General features: G+C 71.6%; 20 protein-coding genes and 1 pseudogene. 13 read left to right on the top strand and 8 right to left on the bottom strand.

Translation table 11 applies throughout. The features are described from left to right. Positions 1 to 132: 132 nt before the first annotated feature. Positions 133 to 618 carry a carboxymuconolactone decarboxylase family protein gene (locus ACOTKD_RS02895; RefSeq protein ID WP_424887222.1) on the bottom strand — a complete coding sequence of 162 codons (486 nt, stop codon included), beginning with the start codon at positions 616 to 618 and terminating at the stop codon, positions 133 to 135. 175 nt (positions 619 to 793) lie between these two features. Here ACOTKD_RS02895 and ACOTKD_RS02890 point away from each other — a divergent pair, with 175 nt between their 5' ends. Beyond that, on the top strand, positions 794 to 1744 hold the full coding sequence (locus ACOTKD_RS02890; RefSeq protein WP_424887221.1) for an RNA polymerase sigma-70 factor: 951 nt from the start codon (positions 794 to 796) through the stop codon (positions 1742 to 1744). Between the two features lie 103 nt (positions 1745 to 1847). Here ACOTKD_RS02890 and ACOTKD_RS02885 read toward each other — a convergent pair whose 3' ends face one another. After that, positions 1848 to 2885, bottom strand: coding sequence for a YncE family protein (locus tag ACOTKD_RS02885; protein ID WP_424887220.1), 1038 nt, complete (start codon positions 2883 to 2885; stop codon positions 1848 to 1850). A 135-nt stretch (positions 2886 to 3020) separates the two neighbouring features. On the opposite strand from ACOTKD_RS02885, the gene ACOTKD_RS02880 reads away from it, so the two are divergent. From ACOTKD_RS02880 to ACOTKD_RS02870, 3 genes are all read left to right on the top strand, one after another. Further along, positions 3021 to 3932, top strand: a complete 912-nt coding sequence (locus ACOTKD_RS02880; RefSeq protein WP_424887219.1) for a LysR family transcriptional regulator — start codon at positions 3021 to 3023, stop codon at positions 3930 to 3932. Positions 3933 to 3934: 2 nt separating this feature from the next. Beyond that, on the top strand, positions 3935 to 4417 hold the full coding sequence (locus tag ACOTKD_RS02875; protein ID WP_424887218.1) for a TetR/AcrR family transcriptional regulator C-terminal ligand-binding domain-containing protein: 483 nt from the start codon (positions 3935 to 3937) through the stop codon (positions 4415 to 4417). Between the two features lie 134 nt (positions 4418 to 4551). Further along, positions 4552 to 5538 carry an aldo/keto reductase gene (locus ACOTKD_RS02870; protein ID WP_424887217.1) on the top strand — a complete coding sequence of 329 codons (987 nt, stop codon included), beginning with the start codon at positions 4552 to 4554 and terminating at the stop codon, positions 5536 to 5538. A gap of 95 nt (positions 5539 to 5633) precedes the next feature. Here ACOTKD_RS02870 and ACOTKD_RS02865 read toward each other — a convergent pair whose 3' ends face one another. Next, positions 5634 to 6395: a class I SAM-dependent methyltransferase gene (locus ACOTKD_RS02865; protein ID WP_424887216.1), complete on the bottom strand. Its 762-nt coding sequence runs from the start codon at positions 6393 to 6395 to the stop codon at positions 5634 to 5636. Positions 6396 to 6816: 421 nt separating this feature from the next. On the opposite strand from ACOTKD_RS02865, the gene ACOTKD_RS02860 reads away from it, so the two are divergent. From ACOTKD_RS02860 to ACOTKD_RS02845, 4 genes are all read left to right on the top strand, one after another. Beyond that, positions 6817 to 7050 (top strand): hypothetical protein, encoded by a 234-nt coding sequence (locus ACOTKD_RS02860; protein ID WP_424887215.1) that lies wholly within the window; start codon positions 6817 to 6819, stop codon positions 7048 to 7050. 714 nt (positions 7051 to 7764) lie between these two features. Then, positions 7765 to 10104, top strand: a complete 2340-nt coding sequence (locus ACOTKD_RS02855) for an Orn/Lys/Arg decarboxylase N-terminal domain-containing protein (protein WP_424887214.1) — start codon at positions 7765 to 7767, stop codon at positions 10102 to 10104. 132 nt (positions 10105 to 10236) lie between these two features. Next, positions 10237 to 10689, top strand: a complete 453-nt coding sequence (locus ACOTKD_RS02850) for an iron chaperone (protein WP_424887213.1) — start codon at positions 10237 to 10239, stop codon at positions 10687 to 10689. 78 nt (positions 10690 to 10767) lie between these two features. Continuing rightward, positions 10768 to 11184, top strand: coding sequence for a VOC family protein (locus tag ACOTKD_RS02845; RefSeq protein WP_424887212.1), 417 nt, complete (start codon positions 10768 to 10770; stop codon positions 11182 to 11184). Positions 11185 to 11780: 596 nt separating this feature from the next. Here the strand turns inward: ACOTKD_RS02845 and ACOTKD_RS02840 are convergent. Both ACOTKD_RS02840 and ACOTKD_RS02835 read right to left on the bottom strand, forming a co-directional pair. Next, complete coding sequence (locus ACOTKD_RS02840) at positions 11781 to 12509, bottom strand: DUF2625 domain-containing protein (protein WP_424887211.1); 729 nt, start codon at positions 12507 to 12509, stop codon at positions 11781 to 11783. A 77-nt stretch (positions 12510 to 12586) separates the two neighbouring features. After that, positions 12587 to 12994 (bottom strand): peptidase inhibitor family I36 protein, encoded by a 408-nt coding sequence (locus tag ACOTKD_RS02835; protein ID WP_424887210.1) that lies wholly within the window; start codon positions 12992 to 12994, stop codon positions 12587 to 12589. 403 nt (positions 12995 to 13397) lie between these two features. Here ACOTKD_RS02835 and ACOTKD_RS02830 point away from each other — a divergent pair, with 403 nt between their 5' ends. Continuing rightward, on the top strand, positions 13398 to 13928 hold the full coding sequence (locus tag ACOTKD_RS02830; protein ID WP_424887209.1) for a hypothetical protein: 531 nt from the start codon (positions 13398 to 13400) through the stop codon (positions 13926 to 13928). A gap of 188 nt (positions 13929 to 14116) precedes the next feature. Here the strand turns inward: ACOTKD_RS02830 and ACOTKD_RS02825 are convergent, their stop codons facing one another. Further along, a complete protein-coding gene (locus ACOTKD_RS02825) occupies positions 14117 to 14290 on the bottom strand; it encodes a CsbD family protein (RefSeq protein WP_424887208.1) in 174 nt (57 codons plus the stop codon). A gap of 122 nt (positions 14291 to 14412) precedes the next feature. Here ACOTKD_RS02825 and ACOTKD_RS02820 point away from each other — a divergent pair. Then, positions 14413 to 14859 (top strand): annotated as a pseudogene (locus tag ACOTKD_RS02820) (inositol monophosphatase family protein); the annotation flags it as partial. A gap of 87 nt (positions 14860 to 14946) precedes the next feature. Here the strand turns inward: ACOTKD_RS02820 and ACOTKD_RS02815 are convergent. Continuing rightward, the gene (locus tag ACOTKD_RS02815; RefSeq protein WP_424887207.1) at positions 14947 to 16917 is read right to left on the bottom strand and encodes an amino acid permease; all 1971 of its coding nucleotides are present in this window, start codon (positions 16915 to 16917) and stop codon (positions 14947 to 14949) included. A 171-nt stretch (positions 16918 to 17088) separates the two neighbouring features. Then, positions 17089 to 18141, bottom strand: coding sequence for a ribosome small subunit-dependent GTPase A (rsgA, locus tag ACOTKD_RS02810; protein ID WP_424887206.1), 1053 nt, complete (start codon positions 18139 to 18141; stop codon positions 17089 to 17091). 530 nt (positions 18142 to 18671) lie between these two features. On the opposite strand from rsgA, the gene ACOTKD_RS02805 reads away from it, so the two are divergent. The 3 genes from ACOTKD_RS02805 (at position 18672) to ACOTKD_RS02795 (ending at position 23696) form a co-directional block, all read left to right on the top strand. Then, the gene (locus ACOTKD_RS02805; protein WP_424887205.1) at positions 18672 to 19799 is read left to right on the top strand and encodes a sensor histidine kinase; all 1128 of its coding nucleotides are present in this window, start codon (positions 18672 to 18674) and stop codon (positions 19797 to 19799) included. Next, positions 19787 to 20470, top strand: a complete 684-nt coding sequence (locus ACOTKD_RS02800; RefSeq protein ID WP_424887204.1) for a response regulator — start codon at positions 19787 to 19789, stop codon at positions 20468 to 20470. Before ACOTKD_RS02805 ends, ACOTKD_RS02800 begins: the two co-directional genes overlap by 13 nt. A gap of 124 nt (positions 20471 to 20594) precedes the next feature. After that, positions 20595 to 23696, top strand: a complete 3102-nt coding sequence (locus tag ACOTKD_RS02795) for an AAA family ATPase (RefSeq protein ID WP_424887203.1) — start codon at positions 20595 to 20597, stop codon at positions 23694 to 23696. Positions 23697 to 23698: the final 2 nt, after the last annotated feature.

Raw genomic sequence — 23698 nt, 5'->3', positions numbered from 1 at the left:
AACGGACCGCTCCCGATGGGCCGGAGGCCATGACAGCCGGCTCCTTCCGATGGGGCGTCTGCAGCCGCGCCCGGACATGCGGGACCCGGCCCGGGGTCGCATGATCCTGGGCCGGGCCGGTTGCCTATGCCGTCAGTCGAGCGCGGCGGCGAACATGCCGGGCTCGTAGGAGCCGCCCCGCTGGTGCACGATCACGGCGAGCCGGTTGGCCGCGTTGATCAGGGCGACCAGGGAGACCAGGGCGGCGGTCTGGTCGTCGTCGTAGTGCTTGCGCACCTCGGCCCAGGTCTCGTCGGAGACGCCCTGGTGGGCGTCGGCGAGGCGGGTGCCTTCCTCGGTGAGGGCCAGCGCGGCCCGCTCGGCGTCGGTGAAGACGGTGGACTCGCGCCAGGCGGCGACCAGGTGGAGCCGGACCGCGGTCTCACCGGCAGCGGCGGCCTCCTTGGTGTGCATGTCGATGCACCAGCCGCAGCCGTTGATCTGGCTGGCGCGCAGCGACACCAGCTCCTGGGTGGACCGCGGCAGCGGCGACTGGTGGATCACCATGCCGGCGTTGGCGAACCGCTTGGCGAACTTGGTGGCGAGCTCGTTCTCGAACAGGTTGAAACGGGCGTCCATGACTGCGTCCTCACTCGTGGTGTTGTTGCGCTGGCGAACAAGAGATGCCGGCCGCCCGCTCCTTGTGACGGGACGGCAGTGTGAGGTGAGCCACCGCTCACGGGTGTCACAAAGCCGCGGTGACCGGCGTCTTGTGCGCGTGACACCTTCGAAGGCGGACAGGCAGGAGCAGTCGGTGAACGGCAAGTACAACGAGGACGGCGGGCGCACGGGGGCCACGACGGGGGAGGTCGCCGGCGGTGGACGCACGGACCCCGCCACCGAGACGTTCGTCGCCCACCGCAACCTGCTGTTCACCGTCGCCTACGAGATGCTCGGCTCGGCCGCCGACGCGGAGGACGTCCTGCAGGAGACCTGGCTGCGCTGGGCGGGTGTCGACCTCGGCACGGTGCGGGACCGGCGCGCGTACCTGGTCCGGATCACCACGCGCCAGGCGCTGGGCCGGCTGCGTGCGCTCGGCCGCCGCAAGGAGTCCTACGTCGGTACCTGGCTGCCCGAGCCGTTGCTGACCGCCCCGGACGTGGCCGAGGACGTCGAGCTGGCCGACAGCGTCTCGATGGCGATGATGCTGGTGCTGGAGACGCTCGCGCCGACCGAGCGGGCGGTGTTCGTGCTGCGTGAGGTGTTCGACTTCGGGTACGACGAGATCGCCGAAGCCGTCGGCAAGAGCCCGGCCGCGGTGCGCCAGATCGCGCACCGGGCACGGGCCCACGTCGCGGCGCGCCGGCCGCGCGGGATCGTTTCCCCCACCGAGACGCGGGACGCGCTCGACGCCTTCCAGCGGGCGATCGAAACGGGCGATCTCCAGAGCCTGTTCGGCATCCTCGCGCCGGACGTCGTCCTCCTGGGCGACGGTGGCGGAGTCAAGCAGGCCGTCCCGCGTCCCATCCTGGGGGCCGACAAGGTGGGCCGTCTGCTGCTCGGCGGGCTGGGCAAGGTCGCCGCGGTGGCGTCGCTGCGGCCGACGCAGGTCAACGGCCACCCGGCGCTGATGCTCCGGCTCGACGGCGAGATCGACACTGTCCTGGCGGTACGCATCGACGAGGGCCTCATCACCGGGCTCTACGCCGTGCGCAATCCCGAGAAGCTGTCGCACATGCGGCGGGAGACCACCCTGCACCGCTGATCCGGTGCCCGCCTGCCTGTCGGACGTATCGGGTATCCGGCACCGGGTACCCGGTACCCGATCACTGCCCGCCGGATCGTGGCAGTCTCCGGGGCGGTGTCGGTCAGTGGCCGGTGGGGCGGGCCGGTACGTAGGCGAAGCCGTGGGGGCCGCTGTCGCCGTCGCCGCCGCTGCCGATGGTGATCTCGCCGGTGACCTTGCGGTGGGTCAGGCTGATGACGGTGACGGTGGAGCCGCCGCCGTTGGACACGTAGGCGACCGCGGCGTCGGGAGAGGACCCGATGGTCAGTGGCATGGGCCCGACATCGACGCTGCCGAGGGGTTCGAAGGTCCCGGCGGCGAAGATGTGCACGCGCCCCGGCAGGAACCGCGGCGCGCCCGCGTCGTCTTGGGCGGGAACGAAGCGGACCTCGCCCACCAGGAGCGTCCCGTCGGAGGCGATGTGGACCGGGACCGCCGGGCCGGGGAGCGCAATGGTGTGCTGGAGTGTGTCTGCGGCGGTGTCGAACACGCTCAGGCGCGGCGGTTCGGCGGGAGTGCCGCGGAGGGCGAGCATCGGCGTCGCGGCGACGACGTACCGGCCGTCGGGGGTGACCGCGACCCCCTCGCTGCCGCCGACCGGGACGGTGCCCGCGAGTTGCCGGGTCTTGAGGTCGACGACCGAGATGAAGGGCGCCTCCTTGTTCGTGGCGTAACCCTTGGTGCCGTCAGGGGTGATGGCGAACCAGTGTGGGCCGGGGGCGCGGGTGCCGATGCGTTCGACCACGGCGCGCCGGTCCACGTCCACGACCAGGATGCCGCCCTCGCCGGCGGGCCCGGCCTCGACGCTGACGTAGAGGAGGCCGCGCGCGCTGTCCAGCGCCAGCCCGTGAGGGGCGTGCTCCGGAGACACGTCGATGGTGTCGAGGACGTGGTGCGTGCGGGCGTCCACCACGACGAGTTCGTGCGCGCGCGGCCCGTGCTGCCCGTAGAAGCCGCTGCGGTAGGTGCTCACGCAGTACAGGACCTGACGGCCGGCGTCGTAGAGCACCTCGTGCGGCGTCGGCGGGAGCTCCACAGCGGCGATTTCCCGGTGACCGGCCGCGTCGAAGAAGTGGATCCGGTGGCTGTTCTGGCCGATGACAGCGAGTGCGTCGTTCATCGTTCTCCCTGGTGAGGCTTCTGATGAAGCCCCTGGTGAGGCCTGCTCGGTGATGTCTCCGACGTTAGGGCCCACCCATGGATTGCCACCAGTGAAAGTATGGTCAGCAGTCATTCCACTCCGGATAATCCGCGCATGACCCGAATCGATCTCAATCTGCTGGTGGCCCTCGACGCGTTGCTGGAAGAGGGCAGCGTCACCGGGGCGGCCGAGCGCCTGCACACGTCGCCTCCCGCGATGAGCCGCACCCTCGCCCGGCTGCGCCGGACCCTGCAGGACCCCGTCCTCGTCCGCGCCGGCCGCGGCCTGGTCCCCACTCCGCGCGCGCTCGAACTGCGCGCCGAAGTCAACGCCTTCGTCAATCACGGGCGCACCCTGCTGGCACCGCACGGCACCGCGGACCCCGGCGACCTGCGCGCCACCGTGGCGATCCAGGCCAACGACGTGCAGCTCACCTCGATAGCCGCACCGTTGATCGCCCGGGTACGCAGCCGGGCGCCCGGTATGACCCTGCGTTTCGTGCCCGAGAGCCACGAGGGCACCTCGGCCATGCGCGACGGCATCGTCGACCTCGAACTGGGCGTCCTCGACCACCTCGACCCCGAGACCCGCACCCGGCCCCTGGCCGACACGGAGCTCGTCGGAGTCGTGCGCGACGGCCATCCGTTCGCCGCCGATCCGCCGGACCCGCGCCGGTACGCCGCCGCCGACCACATCGGCGTCTCCCGGCGCGGCCGCGTCACCGGCCCCATCGACGACCGGCTGCGGGAGCTCGGCCTCCAGCGGCGCGTGCCGGTCACCGTACCCGGCTACGCCGCTGCGCTGTTCATCGTCCGTGACACCGACTTGGTCGCCCTCGCCCCTGCCGGACCGGGCAGGCGCGCACCGCAGCTGCTGGGCCTTTCCACCTTCCCCGTTCCGCTGGACCTTCCGCCGGTGAGCATCGGCATGGCATGGCACCCCCGGAACGACCGTGATCCGGCGCACCGCTGGCTGCGCCGGCAGATTCAGGAGACCGTCCGGGAAGTCGCCGGCGACCAGGGCTGACCATGGAGGCCGTCGCGGAGCGGGCCTGGGTGAACAAGACGACGATCTACCGGTGGTGGCCGTCCAAGGAGCCGCTGCTGCGGTCGGCGCTGCTCCACTCCCAGGTGCCGGACGTGGAGATCGCCGACACCGGCAGCCTCCGCGGAGACCTCGTCGCGCCGGCCGGACAGATGGTGCGGCTGGTCAGCGATCAGCGGACCAGCGCGGTCGCCCGCGCCATGCTGAGCGATGGGGGGGGAGGCGAACTCGCTCTCGTCGCCCGGGACTTCTTCGCCGACCGCCTCGAACGCGAAAGCCCGCTGTTCGCCCGCGGTGAGCTCGCCGCGGACGCTGACCCCGTATTGCTCATCGATCTGATCGCGGGAGCCGTGTGGATGCGGGCACTGCTACGGCGACTGCCGGTCGAAGAGGGCTTCGTGGAGTCGGTGGTGGACGCGGTGGTGCCTCGGCTGCAGGTCTCTGGTCCCCCGGGCCCGAGGCCTTGACCGATCCTCCGGACCGGGTGGGGATGAGCCGGCCCCGGGCCTCGCGCGTGGTCGTGCTCGGCCGCCATTTGACCTTGAGCGCGCTCTAACGCCTAGCGTCTTGGACAGATGGTTCGAGATCAGGAGGCGGCAATATGAGTGACGTTCCCACCCGGCACCTGGGCGGTCTGGCGGTTTCCGCGCAGGGCCTGGGGTGCATGGGCATGAGCCACGGCTACGGTGCCACGGACGATGCGCAGTCGATCGCGACACTGCACCATGCTCTCGATATCGGGGTGACGTTCTGGGACACCTCCGACTTCTACGGCGCCGGGCACAACGAAGAGCTGATCGGGCGGGCCGTCGCCGGCCGCCGCGACGAGGTGGTGCTGGCCACGAAGTTCGGCTTCGCCAACCGCCTGGGCGAGCCCACCCGGGTCCGCGGCGACGCCGCCTACGTACGGCAGGCCTGCGAGGCGTCCCTGCGCAGGCTCGGGGTCGATCACATCGACCTCTACTACCAGCACCGGGTCGATCCGCAGGTACCGATCGAGGAGACCGTCGGCGCCATGGCCGAGCTGGTGCAGGCCGGGAAGGTCCGCCACCTCGGGCTGTCCGAGGCCGGCGCGGGCACCATCCGGCGGGCGCACGCGGTGCACCCGATCGCCGCTCTGCAGAGCGAGTGGTCGCTGTGGACCCGCGACCTGGAGACGGAGATCGCCCCGGTCTGCCGTGAGCTCGGCATCGGACTGGTCCCCTTCTCCCCGCTCGGACGTGGCTTCCTGACCGGACGGTACAGCTCGGTCGAAGGGCTGGCCGAGAACGACGTGCGACGCAGCCAGCCACGCTTCGCCGACGGCAACCTCGAGCGGAACCTGGCGATCGTCGCGCAGCTGGACGAACTGGCTGCGGCCAAGGGAGTCACCGCCGGCCAGCTGGCCCTGGCCTGGGTGCAGCACCGGGGCGAGGACGTGGTGCCCATCCCCGGCACCCGGCGCCGGCGGTACCTGGAGGAGAACCTCGCGGCCCTTGCCGTCGAGCTGTCCCCCGAGGAGCTTCATGCCATCGAGTCCGCTGCCCCGCCCGAGCAGATCGCGGGCACCCGCTACGACGCGACCAGCCTCACGTTCGTCGGCCACTGAGACGTACGCGCCTGCCCCTCACTGCCCACAGGGGCAGGCCCTCGCCGGTGGCGATCATCCGGCTGAGAGCCGTAGGGGCGACCGTGGGCAGCGTGTCAGCCGGGGATGGTGTCTCCGGGGCCTCCGTGCCCTGCGCGTGGACCTTGAGGTCCGGTCCGGTAGGCGTAGAAGTTCCCCTTCGGGCTCACCCCGGTGAAGCGGAACCCGCACTGCTGCAGAAGACCGTTCCCGCGGGATTCGGACAGGACCCGGAAGACGCACTGCTGGTGAGCCACCACACGCCCGTCCTGTCGAAGGTAGTAGTCCTTGACCAGCCGGTCACCCGAGAGGGTCTTGACTCTCTGCTCGTACACCAGCCCGTTGGGCAGCACGTGCTCGTAGTCGTCGTGGGGGCGCTGGACGGCGATGAGCAGGACTGCACCGGGCCGCAGCGAGGCGTGCAGGCGGCGCAGTGCGCTGACGTTGCTGTCGTGGTCGGGGAGGTGGCTGCCCAGCGCTGCCTCGGTGCCGGTCCGGTAGTGAGCCCAGACTCCGCCTACGGAGAATGCGCCGTCGAATGAGGCGGGCAGATCGAGTTGCCGGATGTCCTGGTTCAGCAGCTGCACGCGTTCGCCCAGGCGGGCACGGGCTTGCGCCAGCATGCTTTCGGTGTGGTCCAACCCGGTCAGCCGCAGCCCGTCGATGCTGTGCCGGAGGAGCCGTTCGCACACCAGCCCTGTCCCCACGCCGAGCTCCAGGACATCCCGGCAGCCTTGCAGGAGTTCGGCCAGCTCGGCCGCATATGCGGCGTAGTCGTAGTAGCCCGACGTCATGATCAGGTCGTAGTAGTCCGACAACTCTGTGTATGTGTTGACCACGCCGTGACGCTAACAATCCGCCTCCGGACAGCACCAGGTGCCACGCCCGCCTCGACGGGGCGCACTGGCGCCGACGGTCTGCCCGCCTGCCTCACCAGGGGTGAAGGGGAGGGTGAAGAGCTGTTCGGCGACGAAAGGTGGTGGGGCGCCGGTGGGCTTGAGAAGTGCGTGTCCTCACGCGCGGTCAGGTACGCGTACAGCTCCGGCCGACAGCGTGACGACAGCGTGAACGGCTCCAGCCGGACGCCTGTCGTGCGGCAGACTCACTCCACGGCCTTCGCCGGCCCGGTGTCTCTGTGGCGGAGCGCATGACCGGCCGAAGGCCGCCTTCACGTCCGCCGAACCGGGAAAGCCGGCCCGAGTCCGGATCATTTCCGACCGGGCCGGGGTATCCACTCGAACACCCATCAAGGAGGTTGACATGGCCGGATTCCTCGACCGGGCCAAGGCACAGGCCCAGGACGCCCTCGCCCAGGGCAAACAGAAGGTGGATGAAGTGCAAGCCCAGCGGGCCGGGGGTGAGCTGCTGAAGAAGCTCGGCGCGGCCTACTACGCGGAGAAGCGCGGATCAGGCACGCTTGAGGCCACCCAGAGCGCACTCAGCGCCCTGGAAGCCCACATCGCCACGCACGGGGACGGCTTCCTGCGCGGGTAACCCAGCAGATTCCGGGCGTTTCCCTGTCGGCCGGCCCTGAGCCGGGGCCGGCCGACGCCGTACCGGCAGTCGCACAGGGTCACGAGACGCCTTAAAGTCAGGGTCAACCCCGGTTGTCGAGGGGTGGCCGGCGGGTGGCACGAAGCGGACCTCACTCCCTCCGTCCTACGTGCGGCTACGTCGGCTTCCGGGCGCCTTCGGGCAGCGTCACTCGCCTGCGCGAGGGGAGACGCACCGTCCCGTACCCCGACTGCTGACACCCGAATGGGTCGCGGCGGTTCGTGGCACTGCCGTGGCCGGAATCATGGGCTCCATCACGGCTGTGGCGGTCTCCTCCTCGGCACCCTCGGCCGGACCGGCCTGCGTCGTGCCGGTCGCCGATCATTGCTGCGAAGCAGCGCCGCCCTCCTGGGGGCCATGGCGGTCGCTGCGGACGGGCCCGACGGGCCGGGCGAGTCGCCGTTGACGGCCTGCCAGTGCCGGCGGCATGCCGGCGGGCGCGGCCCGGCAGGCAGAAGGACCGGCATTCACGGCCCAGTTGAACATGAACCAGCCCAGCCCCTCGCATAGCTCCCGTCCCCCGGCAGCCCCTCCGACGGGTGGTTTGACCCCGGCTCCCGCAGGCCGTTCCGGAGGCGCCGTCAGACTGGCGGAACTGGGACCTGGGCAGCGTGGCATCGGCTGCGAATGCGGCGGTTGCGGTGAGGGGGCGGAATGGCCGGCGGAACGGTTCTGTTCGCGGTGGGGGAGCATCCGGGAGAAGGGGCGCACGGCGGTCAACTGCGCAGGATCGGACGGGAGACCGAAGCCCAGGGACTGGAGGTGCGCTGGGCCGCCACCGAGCCCGAAGCGCGCGCCGTGCTCCGGACCGAGGCGGGCCTCGCGGCCGCCGTCGTGGCCTGGGAGCTCCCACCGGGCCCCCACGGCGGCGGCGAACCGGGCGGTGCCGCCGTGCTCCGCCGGATCGGCCGCCGCTTCAAGGACCTCCCCGTGCTCCTCGTCATGGAAGAGGACGCCGACCAGGACCTGGAGCGGCTTCCCCTGTGGGTCGCCGAGACCGTCGTCGGCTACGTATGGCCCCTGGAGGACACCCCGGCCTTCATCGCCGGCCGGATCGCCGGAGCGGCGCGCACCTACCGCGAAGCCGTGCTCCCGCCGTTCTTCAAAGCGCTGCGCCGCTTCGACGACGCCCACGAGTACTCGTGGCACACACCCGCCCACGCCGGCGGCGTCGCCTTCCTCAAATCGCCCGTGGGCCGGGCCTTCTTCGACCACTACGGGGAGCAGCTCCTGCGCAGCGACCTGTCGATCTCGGTCGAGGAGCTGGGTTCGCTGTTCGAGCACACCGGGCCGATCGGCGACGCGGAGCGCAACGCCGCCCGCGTCTTCGGCGCGGACCGCACGTACTTCGTGCTGCACGGCAACTCCACGGCCGACCGCATGGTGGGACACTTCTGCGTCTCCCGGGACGAGATCGCCCTCGTGGACCGCAACTGCCACAAGTCGGTGCTGCACGGGCTGGTGATCTCCGGGGCCCGGCCCGTCTACCTGATCCCGACCCGCAACGGCTACGGGCTCGCCGGACCGTTGCCGCCCGCCGCGACAGAAGCCGCGGCCGTACGCGCCCGCATCGCCGGCAACCCCTTGGCAGGCGGCGCCGTGTCACTGCAGCCGGAGTACGCGATCGTCACCAACTCGACCTACGACGGCCTGTGCTACGACGCCGTCCAGGTCGCCCGCGACCTGGCGGCCAGTTCCCCGCGGGTGCACTTCGACGAGGCGTGGTTCGCGTACGCGCGCTTCCACCCGCTCTACGAGGGCCGCTACGGCACGGCCGTCGGCCCCGACACGTTCCCGGGGCCGGAGCGGCCCACTGTCTTCGCCACCCAGTCCACGCACAAGCTCCTGGCCGCGCTGAGCCAGACCGCGATGGTCCACGTGAAGTCGGCGCCGCGAGCGCCCGTGGAGCACGACCGGTTCAACGATGCGTTCATGATGCACGGAACCACGTCGCCGCTGTACCCCGCCCTGGCTTCCCTCGACGTGGCCACCGGGATGATGGACGGGCCGCAGGGCCGGTGGCTCATCGACGAGGCGGTCACCGAGGCGGTCCGCTTCCGCCAGACCATCGCCCGTACCGGCCGGCGCATCGCCGCGGCCGGAGACCGGCCCGCGTGGTTCTTCGGCGTCTGGCAGCCCGACACGGTCCACGACCCCGGTACCGGCGAGCGGCACGCGTTCGCCGACGCCCCGCTGGACCTGGTGCGCTCCCACCCTTCCTGCTGGCACCTGGAGCCCGGCGCCGCCTGGCACGGGTTCCCCGGCCTCACCGAGGGCTACTGCATGCTCGACCCGGTCAAGGTGACCCTCACCTGCCCGGGCATCGACGCCACGGGCACCTGGGCCGACCACGGCATCCCCGCGCGGATCCTGACGGCCTACCTGGCCACCCGCAACATCGTCGTGGAGAAGACCGACAGCTACACCACGCTCATCCTGTTCTCCATGGGCATCACCAAGGGCAAGTGGGGCACACTGCTCGACGCCCTGATGGACTTCAAGGCGCTTCACGACGACGGGGCCCTCCTCGACCACGTCCTGCCGGGCACCGTCGCCGCGCACCCCCGGCGCTACGCCGGTACGAGCCTGCGCGAGCTGTGCGCCGCCATGCACGACCACCTGCGAGGGGCCGACCTCGTCACCCTCCTGGACCGTGCCTTCCAGGAGCTCCCCGAGCCCGTCGCCCCGCCGCAGTGGTGCTACCAGCAGCTGATCCGCTCCGGCACCGAGCGGGTCCGGATCGCCGACGCCGCGGGGCGCACGGCCGCCGCGATGATCACGGTGACGCCGCCGGGCATCCCCGTCCTCATGCCCGGAGAGTCCGTCGGCCCCGACGACGGGCCGCTCCTGTGCTACCTGCGCGCGCTGGAGTCCTTCGACCGCGCCTTTCCCGGTTTCCGCAGCGAGACCCACGGGGTCACGGTGGACGACGAGACCGGCGACTACCGGATCGAATGCGTCCTGCCGGACCGGACACCGGGGGCGCCGGACTGAACTGCGCGGGGACGCGACCGTAGCCGCGTCCCCGCACAGGGCCGCGCCCGGCCGACGGGCCGGTGTCAGTGGGCAGGGATATGGTCCTCTTCCAGGTCCCGTACATCGAGATTTTCCAGGGGGAGAGCCGTCATGAGCAGCGCCGAAAGCAGTGCGTACGAGGGGTTCACGGCCGAGGAGCGGGCCGCGATGAAGGACCACGCCCGGGAGCTGAAGACGGCTGCGCGCCGCCGCTCGCGGGCGGACAAGGCGGCGGAGGAGGAGCGGGACGTTCTCGCGAAGATCGCCGAGATGCAGGACGCGGACCGGATCATGGCCGAGCGCGTCCACGCCATCGTCACCGCCAACGCCCCCGTCCTCGCTCCGAAGCTCTGGTACGGGATGCCCGCCTACGCGCTGGACGGCAAGGTCGTCTGCTTCTTCCAGAGCGCGGAGAAGTTCAAGGCGCGGTACGCGACGCTCGGGTTCAGTGACCAGGCGAAGCTCGACGAGGGCCCGATGTGGGCGGCCGCTTTCGCCCTGACCGAGGTGACGGCGGAGGTGGAGGCGCGGATCGGTGAGCTCGTGAAGCGCGCGGTGAGCTGAGGCGGATGCCCGTCCCCGCAGGAGGACGGCACCGTATCGGGGTGGCGCGTCCTGCCTGCTGGCGGGCAGGATCAGCGAATGCCTCATCTCGGACTGGTGACCGTCGTCGTGCGCGACTACGACGAAGCCATCACCTTCTATCGCGACGCCCTCGGCTTCCAACTCCTGGAAGACACCCGGATCGACAGCGAGAAGCGGTGGGTGGTCATGGCTCCGCCCGGAGCGCGGGAGACGGCGGTCCTCCTGGCCAGGGCCGTAACCGGCGATCAGGAGGCCCGTATCGGGGACCAGACCGGTGGCCGCGTCGGCTGGTTCCTGAACACGGACGCGTTCGAGCGCGACCACGAGCGAATGCGTGCGGCCGGGGTCGTATTCGAAGAAGCGCCGCGGCGCGAGCCCTACGGCACGGTAGCCGTCTTCCGGGACCTGTACGGAAACCGCTGGGACTTGATCCAGCTGAAGGCGGCGGGCACGTCCGACGACGGTTGTGAGTGATCGGAAGCCGGGGAGCCCTCGGCAGGGGCTTCCGTCCTCGAAGCGAGGGCCAGGGCCCGGCAGGACGGAATACTCCGAGCCGGGCCCGGGCTGAGCCGATCATGAATGAGATTCTTGTGACGGGCGCGACCGGCAATGTCGGCCGACAAGTTGTGGCTCGGCTCCTGGCCACGGGCACCGTTCCTTACGACCGAGGGCGCGTCCGCCGTACTGGAGTCGATTGCGCGGCATGCCCGCCGCATCGTCCATCTCTCCTCGTCAGGGGTGGACGAGGACGCCGAACGGCAGACCGACCCGATCAGCCGCTCCATGCTGACATGGAGCGGCTGATCGAGGAGTCCGGTCCGGAATGGACCGTCCTGCGGGTGGCCACCATCGCCTCCAACGCGCGGGGCTGGCCAACTCCTTGCGGCGCCACAAGGTGTCGCGTGGCGCCATCCGGCGCCATCTCGTGATACTGGATGTGCATGAGCACGCCTGACGCTGCGAACTCGCGCAATCGTCCGTCGCCGTCGCCGCCATCGGTCTGCGCAAGTCGTACGGCGCCTGCGCCGGCCTTCAGGTCCCGGTACCGGCGGTGGCACGAGGCGTGGACGTCAGACCGCTCCCAGGAAGCCCGGGTCGCACCCGTCGAACTGCTGGGACGTGTCGCGGGCGATCCCCAGGAGCTCCGCCATGGGGACCGGTCGGCGGCTGGTTGCCGGCAGGTCGTTCCTGCCTTCGGCGGACCACAGCGGAGGATGGAGCGACAGGCCCTCCGTGCCGCGCAGCGCCTTCACTTCCTCACGCCACCCCGGCCAGCGCAGCGCTTCGTAGAACTGGTCGAGCGCTCCCGAGAGGATCCAGGACAGCCATGCGCTGTGGCCCGCGCCCAGCGCTTCCCAGCGCAGGGAATCCGGTGCGAAGTAGACGACTTCTCCCGGAGATCCAGGACGCCCCGCCTGCTCGGGGTCCGCTCCGTTGACCGCGAAGACGCCGCCCAGCACGTCCTGGGCGACGACCAGCCCGGCCCCGGGCCGCCAGGCGGGATCGGACTCCGGCGGGAAGCCGTTGACGTGCGCCAGGCCGGGCAGCCCCCAGGGATCGCCGGAGGCCGGGCTGCCGAAGACGCGCAGCCAGCCCTGATCGAGGACGAGGCCGCCGCAGTGCAGTACGAATGCGCCGAGGTAGGACTTCGCCGTGACCTGCAATTGGTGGAGCGTGGCACGTCCCAGACCGGCATCGGCCGGGGACGCGTCCACCGGCACTGCGGCGGCTTCGAGCTCCTGCCGCAGCGCGGGCCAGGCGGGGTCTTCTACATCGATCAACTGAGACGGGTCACGCATCCCCGCATGATCTCATCGCCCTCCGGGACTTTCCCGGGCAGGGTGCTGACACCTTGCCCGCGGTACCGGTGAGCCGGTCAGCGGCCTTCGCCGGGCGGTGTGCCGCAGCTCGGGCCGCCCGGGCCGTCGAACTGGACCGAGCTGAAGAAGTCCCGGTACGTGGGGAAGAAGTTGCCCTTACCGGTCGGGCCGGAGGAAGTGACGGCCGTGCAGCCGGAGTAGTGCGCATCGGACCAGAGGCGAATGGTCGAAGAGGTCCGGTTCCAGTCCGACTTGGCCCTGTTGTTCATGCCGAGCGGTGCCAGGTCCGGCGTGCTCCCCGTCAGCTTGATCATGTCACCGGTGCCGTCGAGGCCGGAGAACATGCAGTAGGAGCCGGCGGGGCAACGGTCGTACCCGTCGGCGGCGTGTGCCGTGGAGACCGGCAGCGCGGTGGCAGCCGCGACGGCCACCGGCACGAGCAGGGCACGCAACGTGTTCCTCATCTACGGACGCTCCTTGGGTGACGGAAGGGGATGACCTGGCGGACGGTGATCCAGGGCATGGGCCCGGACTACCCGGTCTCCTCCCAGAGCGCAATCCCATGACCGTCTGTCCGTCCGAACGAGTTACGTACGTACTGCTGGGCCCTCGTGCCGGGCGCCCGGTGCACGGCCGTCACGCCCGGCGCGCCATGAGGAGCGGAGGGAAGGGGATCGCGCCCCATACGGAAAAGCGAATCTCCATACTTTCTTGTGAATCGGAACGTCATGGGGGTCGGTGCGTGCCGCTCGGGCAGGCGCGTGGTGAGGCCGTTCGCCGCTCAGGCTTGCGGCTGCGGCCTGGAAGGCCATCGGCATGCACCACGCGCTGCGGGCGACGTGGTCTCTCAAGAGGAGATGAAGGGATATGGCGACGGATCCCTCGACAGGGCTGCAAGGCATCGATCCCGGCGTCTGGGAACAGCTGGCCCAGGCCATCAACGAGTACCAGCGAGGCGGCGGACCCGGCACGACGGCCGAGGAGCTGAGGCAGCAGTACATCGCCGAGGCGCAGCGCTTCGAGGACCAGGGGGTGGCACCTCCCGAAGTCACGCAGCGTCTGTCCGGCCGGGCGGACAAGTGGGACCCCTGGGAGATCAGGATCATCGGCCCCGTCAGTGTCTACGGGGGGATCGAATTCCACGGTGGCGAGAACTGGGTCGCGCGCGCCGAGGTGGGAATCAAGCTCTCCGGCAGGGTGATCTGGTCCGAGGGCTTCAACCTCAACTCCAAGATGAGCAGCATCACCTGGCAGAAGAGCCTCGGAGTGGTCTTGGGCAAGCTCACCGTGGGCATCCACGGCGACAACAAGTGCCTGACCGTGAGTGGCGAGGGCTGCTACTGGTGGGGGAAGTGGCGCTGTGCCGGGTTCGACGAGACCGTCGGCTGTTTCGGCTGACAGCGCGCGTTGGGCCGGCGGGCCGGACGCTTGGCGGCCGGAGAGCTGTCCGGACCGGTCCGACCCGCCGGAACCGCTGTCCGGAACTGCTTCTCCGGAGCCTTGCGGGCCTTGTGGCAGGCAGAAGGGCGGCAGCCGGGCCGCTCAGGGGGAGGATGGATTCGCGGCCCCGCGCGCCGCCGCCCTCGTCAGTGCCGGAGGGCGTTCCTCGCGTGCTCCCCGGCCAGCTTCGCGTCCGCCTTGGCCTGCTCCGCCTTGCCGCGGGCCCGCTTGGCGTCGTCGTCCGTGGCGGCGCCGGCCGCTTCCTGGGCCTTGCCCTTGATCTTCTCGGCTGCGTGCTTCGCCTTCTTCTCGGCACTCATGGATGCCTCCTGAGATGCGCTGGGCGTTCGGACACCATCGCGCCTTCCACCTATGGGCTCCGGTAAACGCGCCTTTGGCTGTTTCAGGCGGAATTCGCCCGGCGGGGTGGACGGCGATTCGGGTGCGGCACGGAGGGGCTGACGCACAGTTGGCGCCCACGCCTGCCACCCGCTTGGTGGACGTCAACCTGGATCCGCCGTTTCCCGGCGCGCCCGGATTCCGGGCCGTGGACCTGCCGGCCCATTCCGGGTTCGTCGAGCGGTACCGGCCGCGGGTTGTGTCCACGACGTCGGCGTTGGCCTGGGTCGCGGCCGGCAAGCGCGCCGCGTACGTCACCGACGGCGGCGACCTTTCCGCGAGTGTGCATTTCGCCGCCGGCATCGCTCTGTGCCGGGCCGCCGGCTGTCCTCTCACCGGGATCGACGGCGGCCCGATCGGTCAGGGAGGCCGCGGGCTCGTGGTGGCTGCCGATGCCGAGACCCACGGTCTGCTCATGTCGGTGATCTGCGGCCGAAGCCGGCGGCGCCGGGACCGTACCGGCTTTGCGGGTACCGCGGCCCGGCGATGACCGGGCCTTCCCTGCCGGTCCGCCGGCCTTCCCTGCCGGTCCGCCGGTCCGGCCCGTCCTGCCCGGGCCGGGGACCGGCGGAGCGGGTCAGCCGACGTGGATGCGGGGGCGGCGGGCGGGGTCGGGTTCCGCGCGGCGGAGCACTTCGCGGGTGACCGGGGCGACCTCGCCGTCGCCGAAGACGAGGAACCGCAGGAGGTGGCTGAGCGGGTGGCCCTCGGTCCAGTTGAAGTAGGCGTGGGGGACGTGGCCGGTCCGGTCGCGCAGCTGGACCAGTACCGCGGCGATGGTGTTGGGCACTCCGGAGCCCTGCACCCGCAGGATGCGGGCCCCGTAGCGCTCCTCGCCGGTGACGGAGACCTCGGTGGCGAAGTCGGAGGAGTCGCGCACGGTCACTTCGAGGAAGAGGACGGGACCACCGCTGGGGATGTGGGTCTCCTCGCGCTGCGTGTACTCCTTGGTGCGGTACTCGGCCGCGTCCCGTTCGTCCGGCTCGTTGGCGATGACGCGCAGGGGCCCGGAGCGGGCCGCGTCGTCGATGAGGCGGATGGCGGCTTCGTCGAAGGTGACGTCGGCGGCGCGGAGTTCGAAGGCGCGGTGGATCCTGGAGGCCAATGAGGTGAGCAGGATGCCCACGATGAACAGCGAGGCGATCTTCAGGCCGTCGGGCCGTTCGATGACGTTGGTGACCAGGGTGTAGGCGAAGACGAGGGTGATGACGCCGAAGCCGGCAGCGGCGGCGCGGTGGCCTCGGTGGTGGGCGGCGATGGTGGCGGCGAAGGAGGCGGACAGCATCAGCACGAGCACGCCGGTGGCGTAAGCACCGCCCTGTGCGTCGACGTCGGCGTCGAAGAGGACGGTGACGGTGAAGGCGGTCGCCATGAAGAGCAGCACCAGCGGCCGGACCGCACGCGTCCACTCGGGAGCCATGCCGTAGCGGGGGAGGTACCGGGGGACCAGGTTGAGCAGGCCTGCCAGGGCGGAGGCCCCGGCGAACCACAGGATGGCGATGGTCGACACGTCGTACACCGTGCCGAAGCCCTCGCCCAGGTACTGGTGGGCGAGGAAGGCGAGGGCGCGGCCGTTGGCCTCGCCGCCCTTGTCGAACTCCTTCGCCGGTATGAGGAAGGTGGTGGCGAGGCTGCTGACCAGCAGGAATCCGCTCATCATGAGGGCAGCGGTGGTCAGCAGCCTGCGGGTGTCGCGGATCCGTCCGGCCGGCTTCGCGTACGTGTCGCCGGCATCGCCCCGGACCTGCGGCATGACGGCGACGCCGGTCTCGAAGCCCGACATGCCCAGCGCGAGACGGGGGAAGACGAGCAGGGCCACGCCGATCATGGCCAGGGGAGAGGAGTGCTCGGCGGTCGCGGCGTGCCACCAGTCGTCGACGACGACCGGTTCGGCGGCGACCTTCCACACGGCCGTGGCCAGCACGATGACGTTCAGGACGAGGTACACCGCCACCAGCACCACAGCCACGTCGATCGCCTCGCGGAAGCCCTTGAGGAAGACCGCGCCCAGTGCGGCGATGAGGATCAGGGTGATCCACATGTTGCCGCCGTGCACCCACTCCGGGGCGAAAGGATTCTCCACGGCGTGGGCCGAGGCGTCCGCCGCCGACAGGGTGATGGTGATCATGAAGTCGGTGGCCGCGAAGCCGAGCAGCACCAGCACGAACAGCTTCCCCGCCCACCACGGCAGCAGCCGCTCCAGCATGGCGATCGAGCCCTCGCCGTGCGGGCTCTCCGCCGCGACCCGCCGGTAGACGGGGAGCGCCCCGAGGAGGGTGAGCGCGATCAGCACGAGGGTCGCCAGCGGGGAGAGCGTTCCCGCGGCGAGCGCGGCGATCCCGGGCTGGTAGCCCAGCGTGGAGAAGTAGTCGACTCCGGTCAGGCACATCACCCGCCACCACCGGTGGCCCTTGTGCTCGGCCGGTGGGGTGCCGTGCGGGCCCGGATGGCGTGCCGACTGTTCGCTCAGGCCCTCCAGGAGCCAGGCTCGCCAAGGGCGGGCGACTGGTTCCGGTTCAGGCGATTTGTCGACCTGTGTCGTGGTCATGCGGTGATCCTCGGTTGAGCAGTGGGGAAGAAAGAGCGAGTATCCATCAGACCCCCGCTTGCCCGTCCGGCCGGGTTCCCAGTGGAGGCCGTGCGCTCCTTCCCCCTCGCTCGGCCCCGGACCCGGGGGCTCTGCGCACCTGAGGACCAGGTGCGCAGAGCAGAGGCCGTCCTACGGCCGGTTCATGCCGCGCATGGACCTGTGGATGATCTTCCAGGCACGGTTCTTCTCCGCCCTCAACCGGGCGTCGGTGCGTGAGGCCGTCCAGACGGCCTCACGCTGGAGCTTGCGCCAGGAGGCGAGGCGTCGTTCGGACAGCTCGCCCTCCTCGGCGGCCGCCAGCACCGCACAGCCCGGCTCCGCCTCGTGGGCGCAGTCGTGGAAGCGGCACCGGCCGGCGAGCTCTTCGATGTCCGAGAACGCCTGGGACAGGCCCTCCTCGGCGTCGTAGAGACCGATGCTGCGCAGCCCGGGAGTGTCGATGATCAGGCCGCCGTCCGGCAGGATCAGCAGCTCGCGGTGGACCGTGGTGTGCCTGCCGCGCCCGTCGGCGGCCCGGATCTCCCGGGTGGCCATCCGGTCCGCCCCGGCGAGGGCGTTGACGAGGGTCGACTTCCCGGCGCCGGACTTGCCGAGCAGGACGGCCGTGCGGCCGCCCCGGAGCCGAACCTCCTCCAGGCCTTCACCGGTGAGCGAGGAGACGGCCCGGACCGTTGCGCCGGGCGCGGCGGCCTCCACCTCGGTGAGGTCCACCGGGGCGAGGTCCGCCTTGGTGATCAGGACCACCGGCCGGGCCCCGCTCTCCCAGGCCAGGGCCAGGAACCGTTCGATCCGCCCGAGGTCGACGCGGGGGACGGCCGGCTCCGCGATGTAGACGACGTCCACGTTGGCGGCCAGCACCTGGCCCTGCGCGACGCCCGGAGCGACGCCGGCTCGTACGATCGAGGACCGGCGGGGGAGAACCTCCTGGATCTGGAACCGGATCGGGCTGTCGCCGTCGATCGCCACCCAGTCACCCACGCAGGGCAGGGCGACCGGATCGGTGGCAGCGGCGCGCTTGAGCGCGGCGCTGTGGGCCGCGCGCCGTTCGCCGTCGGCGGTGAGCACGTCGCACGTGCCACGGTCGACGCGCGTGACGCGCGCGGGAATGCGCCCCGGCTTCAGGGAGGCGGCGAAGCCGTCGTCCCAGCCGAGAGCGGGAAGGTTGCAGTAGACAGAAGCCAACGGAGTGGCGCCCTTCGAGGAAGCGGGCGGCCACCGGAGCCTCAGCTCGGACGGACACCCGGAGAGAACAGGACCGCGGGGAGGCCTGTCACAGCGACGCTCATCATTTGGCCCTCCAGGGATGCCAGTGGCTGGGACTTCTGTCCATGCATGTCGCATACGTCATGCATGCCGTGCATGTCGTGTACGACGGATCGGCCAGCAGGCTATCGGGCCGGCCCGAGGGTGGCGACTGAATTATCAGGCGCTGTCAGGCGTAGATCACTTTCGGCCAGCGGTAGTACCGACTCGGCCAAGCCCGGGAGTAGCCCGGTCGGCATCTTCTTGGCGTGCACCTGCTGGGGCAAAATGTGCGATGTCACGATGTCATTGGCAATTGCGGGTCGCGTGGCTCCGAACCCACCTCGTTCCGCGCGGGACGGCTCTGGGATCCCTGGAGCCACCGTTACGGGGGAGGTGCGGTCTTGGCGGTGCTGTCCTTGCCGGTACGGCGCATACGGGCACTGCGAAGGGCGACCGGGACGACCGCGGTGGGGTCGGGACTGCAGCGCGCGCAGTCCTTCATGATCGTGGCCACCCTGCTCTACCGCGCAAGCCATCTGACGGTCGGCGTCCTTGCCCTGACCCAGCACCGGCCGCACCTTCCCCTGCAGTACGCAGGGCTCGCCGCGGCCCTGGCCGTGAGCGCGCTGGTCTACGGCGCGGCCTGGCGGCGCGGCTGGTTCGACCGGCGCAGCGTCTGGGGGGACCTCCTCGTGACCGGATGCGTGCTGCCCCTGGCCCTCTGTGCCTGGGGTGGCGCGCGCGAGCCCGCCACGATCGGGTGGGCGATGCTCCTCGGCGGCTCGGCGAGCGCCGTCGCCTCCATCGCCCTCGACCGGTTCCACGCCCTCGCCGTGATCGGGCTCCTCGTGGTGACCCACTTCATCGGCTACCAGGCGGTGGGCGCGAGCCCCGCCGTGATCGTCGGCCATCTCAACTCGCTGGTGGCCTCGGCCGCGATGACCTGGGTGTTCAAGTGGTACCTGTGCCGCCAAGGACGCCTTCTCGACGAGGCCAACGCCCGCGCGCTGGACGCCGAAGCGCACAAGGCCCGTTACGCCGAGCGGCTGGAACACCACCGGGCGCTGCACGACACCGTCCTCGCCACGCTGACCACCCTGGCGGCCGGCGGGGTCGACGCCAACGCCCCCGAGGTGAGGGAGCGCTGTGCCCGCGAGGCCGCGTACCTGCGCCGGCTGATCCAGCGGACCGCCGACGAGGTCCACCACCGGGAGATCGGCGCGGCCCTGGAGGAGGCGGTCGGCTCCGTCGAGGGCCTCCAGCTGCGGGTCACCGCCCAGTACCACGATCTGCCGCAGGTGCCGCCCGAGGCCGCCGCCGCGCTGGGCGACGCCGTGCGGGAGGCCCTGAACAACGTCCGGCGGCACGCGGGCACGGGACACGCCTACCTCACCGCGACCGGAGACCCGGACGCGCGCGGGGGAGTCGTCGTCACCGTCGTCGACCGGGGGCCCGGTTTCGACCCCGACCGGTACGAACCCGGCCTGGGACTGCGTCTTTCGGTCCGCGACCGGATGGCGGAGGCGGGCGGCCGGGCGAGCGTGGACACCGCCCCCGGCGAGGGCGTACGGGTGGAGCTGAGATGGCCCGGGTGATCACCGTCGCGGTCGTCGACGACGACAGGATGCTGCTCGACGGCCTGCAGGCCTGGCTGGGCAGGGTGCCGGAGCTGCGGCTCGTGGCAACCGCGGCCACCGTGGCGGAGCTCCTCGGCGCGCCACCGGACGGGCACCTTCCGTACGGTTCCGGCGGGAGCGGTCCGGGATACGTGCCGGCCGACGTCGTCCTCCTCGACCTCGTGCTGCGGGACGGTTCCGCACCCGCCGACAACATCCGGCGGCTCCTGCGTACGGGAAGCCGGGTCCTGATGATCAGTACGGTGCCGGACCGCTCCCGGATCATCGAAGCGATCCGGGCGGGCGCCGACGGCTACCTGACCAAGGACCACGACCTGCCGACGCTGGTCGACGCCGTCAAGGAGCTCGCGGCGGGCCGGAGCGCCCACTCCGTGGAACTCGCCTTCGCCTGCGCGCACGACAACAGCCCCGCCCGCCCGCAGCTCTCGCCCCGGGAGCGGCAGATCCTGCTCGACTACGCCTCCGGGCTGACCCTCAAGTCCGCTGCCCGGCGCGCGGGCATCACGGTGCACACGGCCAAGGACTACCTGGACCGGGTCAAGGCCAAGTACCAGCAGGCGGGCCGCCCCACGTACACGAAGCTCGACCTGGCACGGCGGGTGCGGGAGGACAGCCTCGACGGGGGCTGACCCTCGACGGCACCGGCACCTCGACGGGTGCTCACGCTACGACCCGGGCCGGCCACCCTGCGCAAGCCCCCCAAACGGACGGCTTCAGGGGGCGCTCGCGCCGTTCGTATCGTCGGCCCAGGCGGTGCCTCGGAAGGCCCGCGGGGGAGGGGACGATCCGGTGTTTGCATGCTGGCCGGCGCTGCCGGACGACGACGGTGCCATCTATGACGAATGTGGCGCCGGTGACGGCTGTGCTGCCTGTGCCGCCGGCGGCCCGGACCGTGGGGGCCACGGCCGGGGGCGCGGGGAACTCATCGGCCGCGAGCGCGAGATGGGGCAGGTCGTGACCGCGCTGGCCGCTGCCCGGTCCGGGCGGGGCGGGGCGCTCGTCGTCACCGGCGAGCCCGGTGTCGGCAAGTCCCGGCTCGCCGCCGAGGCCCTCGGCGCGGCCGCCGCGGCGGGCATGGTCACGATGCGCGGGCGGGCCGGTACGGTCGGGCCGCCCGTCCCGTACCGGCCCATGATCGAAGCACTGCTCCTGCCGGCCCGCGCCGGCCTCCTGCCGGACCCGGACGAACTGGGCCACTACGGGCCGGTCCTGACCCGCTTGCTGAGCGGCACCCAGGACCCGGGCTCCGGCGCCGCCTCGCACATCATGGTCGCCGAAACGATGCTGCGCGTGCTCGCCGCCGTCGGAGGACAGCCGGCCGGGCCGCCGGGACATCCAGGTCAACAGGCGCAACGGGGCCAACAGGCGCAACAGGGGGATCGGGGCTGCCTGCTCGTCCTCGACGATCTGCACGACTCCGACGCCGGGACGCTGGCGGTCGTCGAGTACCTCCTGGACAACATCGGGCAGCAGCAGTCGGCTGTCCTCCTGCTCATCGCGGGGTGCGCCCCCTGCACGGTGACCGGGCTGGCCGCGCGGGCGCGTCAGTACGGGGCCGCGGAGGTGCTCGACCTGCCGCCCCTCGGACGCTCCGACGTGCACCCGCTGGTCGCGGACGAGCTGGGCGTCGCCCCGGAAGGGGTCTGCCCCGGGCTCGTCGAGCGCGTGGTGGCCGGCAGCGCCGGGATCCCGTTCGTGGTCAAGGAGCTCGCCCGTGATCCCGCCGCCCTCCACGGCGACCCGGCGCTGTCCGTTCCCACCGCCGTCGCGGACCGCGTCAGACGCCAGGCCGAGCGGCTCGGCCCGCTCGGCCTGGAGTTCCTGAGCATGGCGGCCCTGTTCGGCCGGCGCTTCCCCCTGCCGGTGCTGGAGCACGCGCTCGGCCGTGACCACGGCGAACTGTCCGCGATCCTGCGTGCCGCGATCGCGTCGTACCTGATCGCGCCGGACGGCTCGGGCACGCAGTGGTACGCCTTCCGCTACGGGCTGGCGGCCGAGGCTCTGGCGGCGGGCCTCGGGCCGGGTGAGCGCGCCGGGCACGCGCGGCGGCTGGTGCGCGCACTGACCGGACTCCATCCAGGACTGCCCGGAGCGTGGTGCGCACACGCCGCCCGGCTGCGCGAGCACGCCGGTGACGACCAGGAGGCCGTCCGCCTGTACTGCGAAGCGGCGGCGCGGTCGATGAGCGAGGGCGGCGAAGGCATGGCGGTACGGGCGACGGCCCTGCTGACCCGGGCCCACCGTCTCCTCGGACCCACGACGACGCCCGAACTGCACGCCACGGTGCTGGAGCAGCTGCTGGACACGGCCGCCTGCTCGGCACGGTTCGACCGGCTGCCCGCACCGGGCACCGTCCCGGACAGCGATGGCACCACGCACGGGATGCCCGCCCGGCGGCAGGCCGGGATCCACGCACGCCTGAGCGGCATCGCCACGCTGGCGGGCCGTCCCGCGGAAGCCCTGCGACACGCCGACGCCGCCCGCCGACTGCTCGGAGTCCACCACCCGTTCGATGACCACGCCACCTTCGTGGAGATCGCTGCGGCGCACGCGGAGCTCCACCGGCCGGCCCCCGACCGGTTGCGCACCGCCGCCCGGTTCGCCCGCCGGGCGCTGGACGCCGCCCGGCGTGACGGCCTGCCGGACGTGGCGTGCAAGGCTCTGCTGCTGCTCGGGCAGCTCGCCCGGGAACAGGACGAGCCCACGGCGACCGCCCACTTCGAGCAGGCCCGTGCGGTCGCCCGCACGCGCCGGCTCCCCGTACTCCGCGTGACCGCCGAGGTGTACCTGGCCGCCGTCGCGGCGAGCCACGACGGACGGCCTGTCCGGGTCGAGCAGGCCCGGCAGGAGGCCTTGCGCATGGGCCTGCTGCCACCCGCGTACGAAGCCGCCTTCGCCCTCGCGCTGGACCGGATCCGGCGCTGCGAATTCGCGGAAGCCCAGGACCTGATCCGCGAGGGGGCGGCCGGCGCGGAACGCCGGGGACTGGGCCGCCACCTGGCCATGCTGCGGCTCGCCGAGGCCGTCTGCCACGCCCACCAGGGCCGGCGCGCCGCGATGGAGGAGGCGCTGGAGCGACTGGCCCCGCTCATCGACGCCGCACCGGGCCTGCGGGCGATGTCGTACGGGCTGGCGCGGGCGTTCTGCTCGCTGCTGGAGGAGCGGCACGAGGCGGCCGGACACGAGTTCGCGCAGGCGCTCGCCTACGACGCGGAGAACCCCGCGACCGGCGAGTTCGGCAAACACGGCATCATCCTGCTGCTCGGCGTCCTGGCCGGGCGCATGGGCCGGCAGCACTACGCCGCTGCCGTGCAGGCGAGCATCAGCGGCACCCGCTGGAACCGCCAGTTCGCAGGCCTGGCGCACGCCGTCCTGCTCGGCCGCGAGGGCCGCCCCGGCGAGGCGACGGCCGCCGCGGGCCGGGCACTGGAAGCGTCCGGGCTCTATCCCACGGCGCGCCGGCTGTGTCTGCGTCTGGTGGCGCGGAGCGCGTACGAGGACGGCTGGGGCGCGCCGGTCGAGTGGCTGCGCGAGGCGGAGGAGTACTTCCACAACACCGGCCTCCAAGTGGTCGCCGGCGCCGGCCGGGCCCTGCTGCGAGAGATGGGCGCACCGGTCCGGCAACGGCGTACGGGCACGGAGCAGGTGCCGCCGGAGCTGCGCCGGTGCGGCATCACCGTCCGCGAGTTCGAGGTGGCCCGGCTGGTCGCCGAGCGGATCGCCAACAAGGACATCGCCGGGCGGCTGCACATCTCGCCGCGCACCGTCGAGAAGCACGTGGCGAGCCTCCTCCAGAAGACCGGCCACCCGGACCGGAGGGCTTTCGCCACCGCCGCCCGCGACCTGGTCCCCTGAGG

Origin of the sequence: Streptomyces sp. XH2, from assembly GCF_049725035.1 — a bacterium.
GTDB classification, from domain to species: Bacteria; Actinomycetota; Actinomycetes; order Streptomycetales; family Streptomycetaceae; genus Streptomyces; species Streptomyces roseoverticillatus.
The sequence above is the reverse complement of the archived record's forward strand: the minus strand, read 5'-3'. Positions and strand labels throughout refer to the sequence as shown.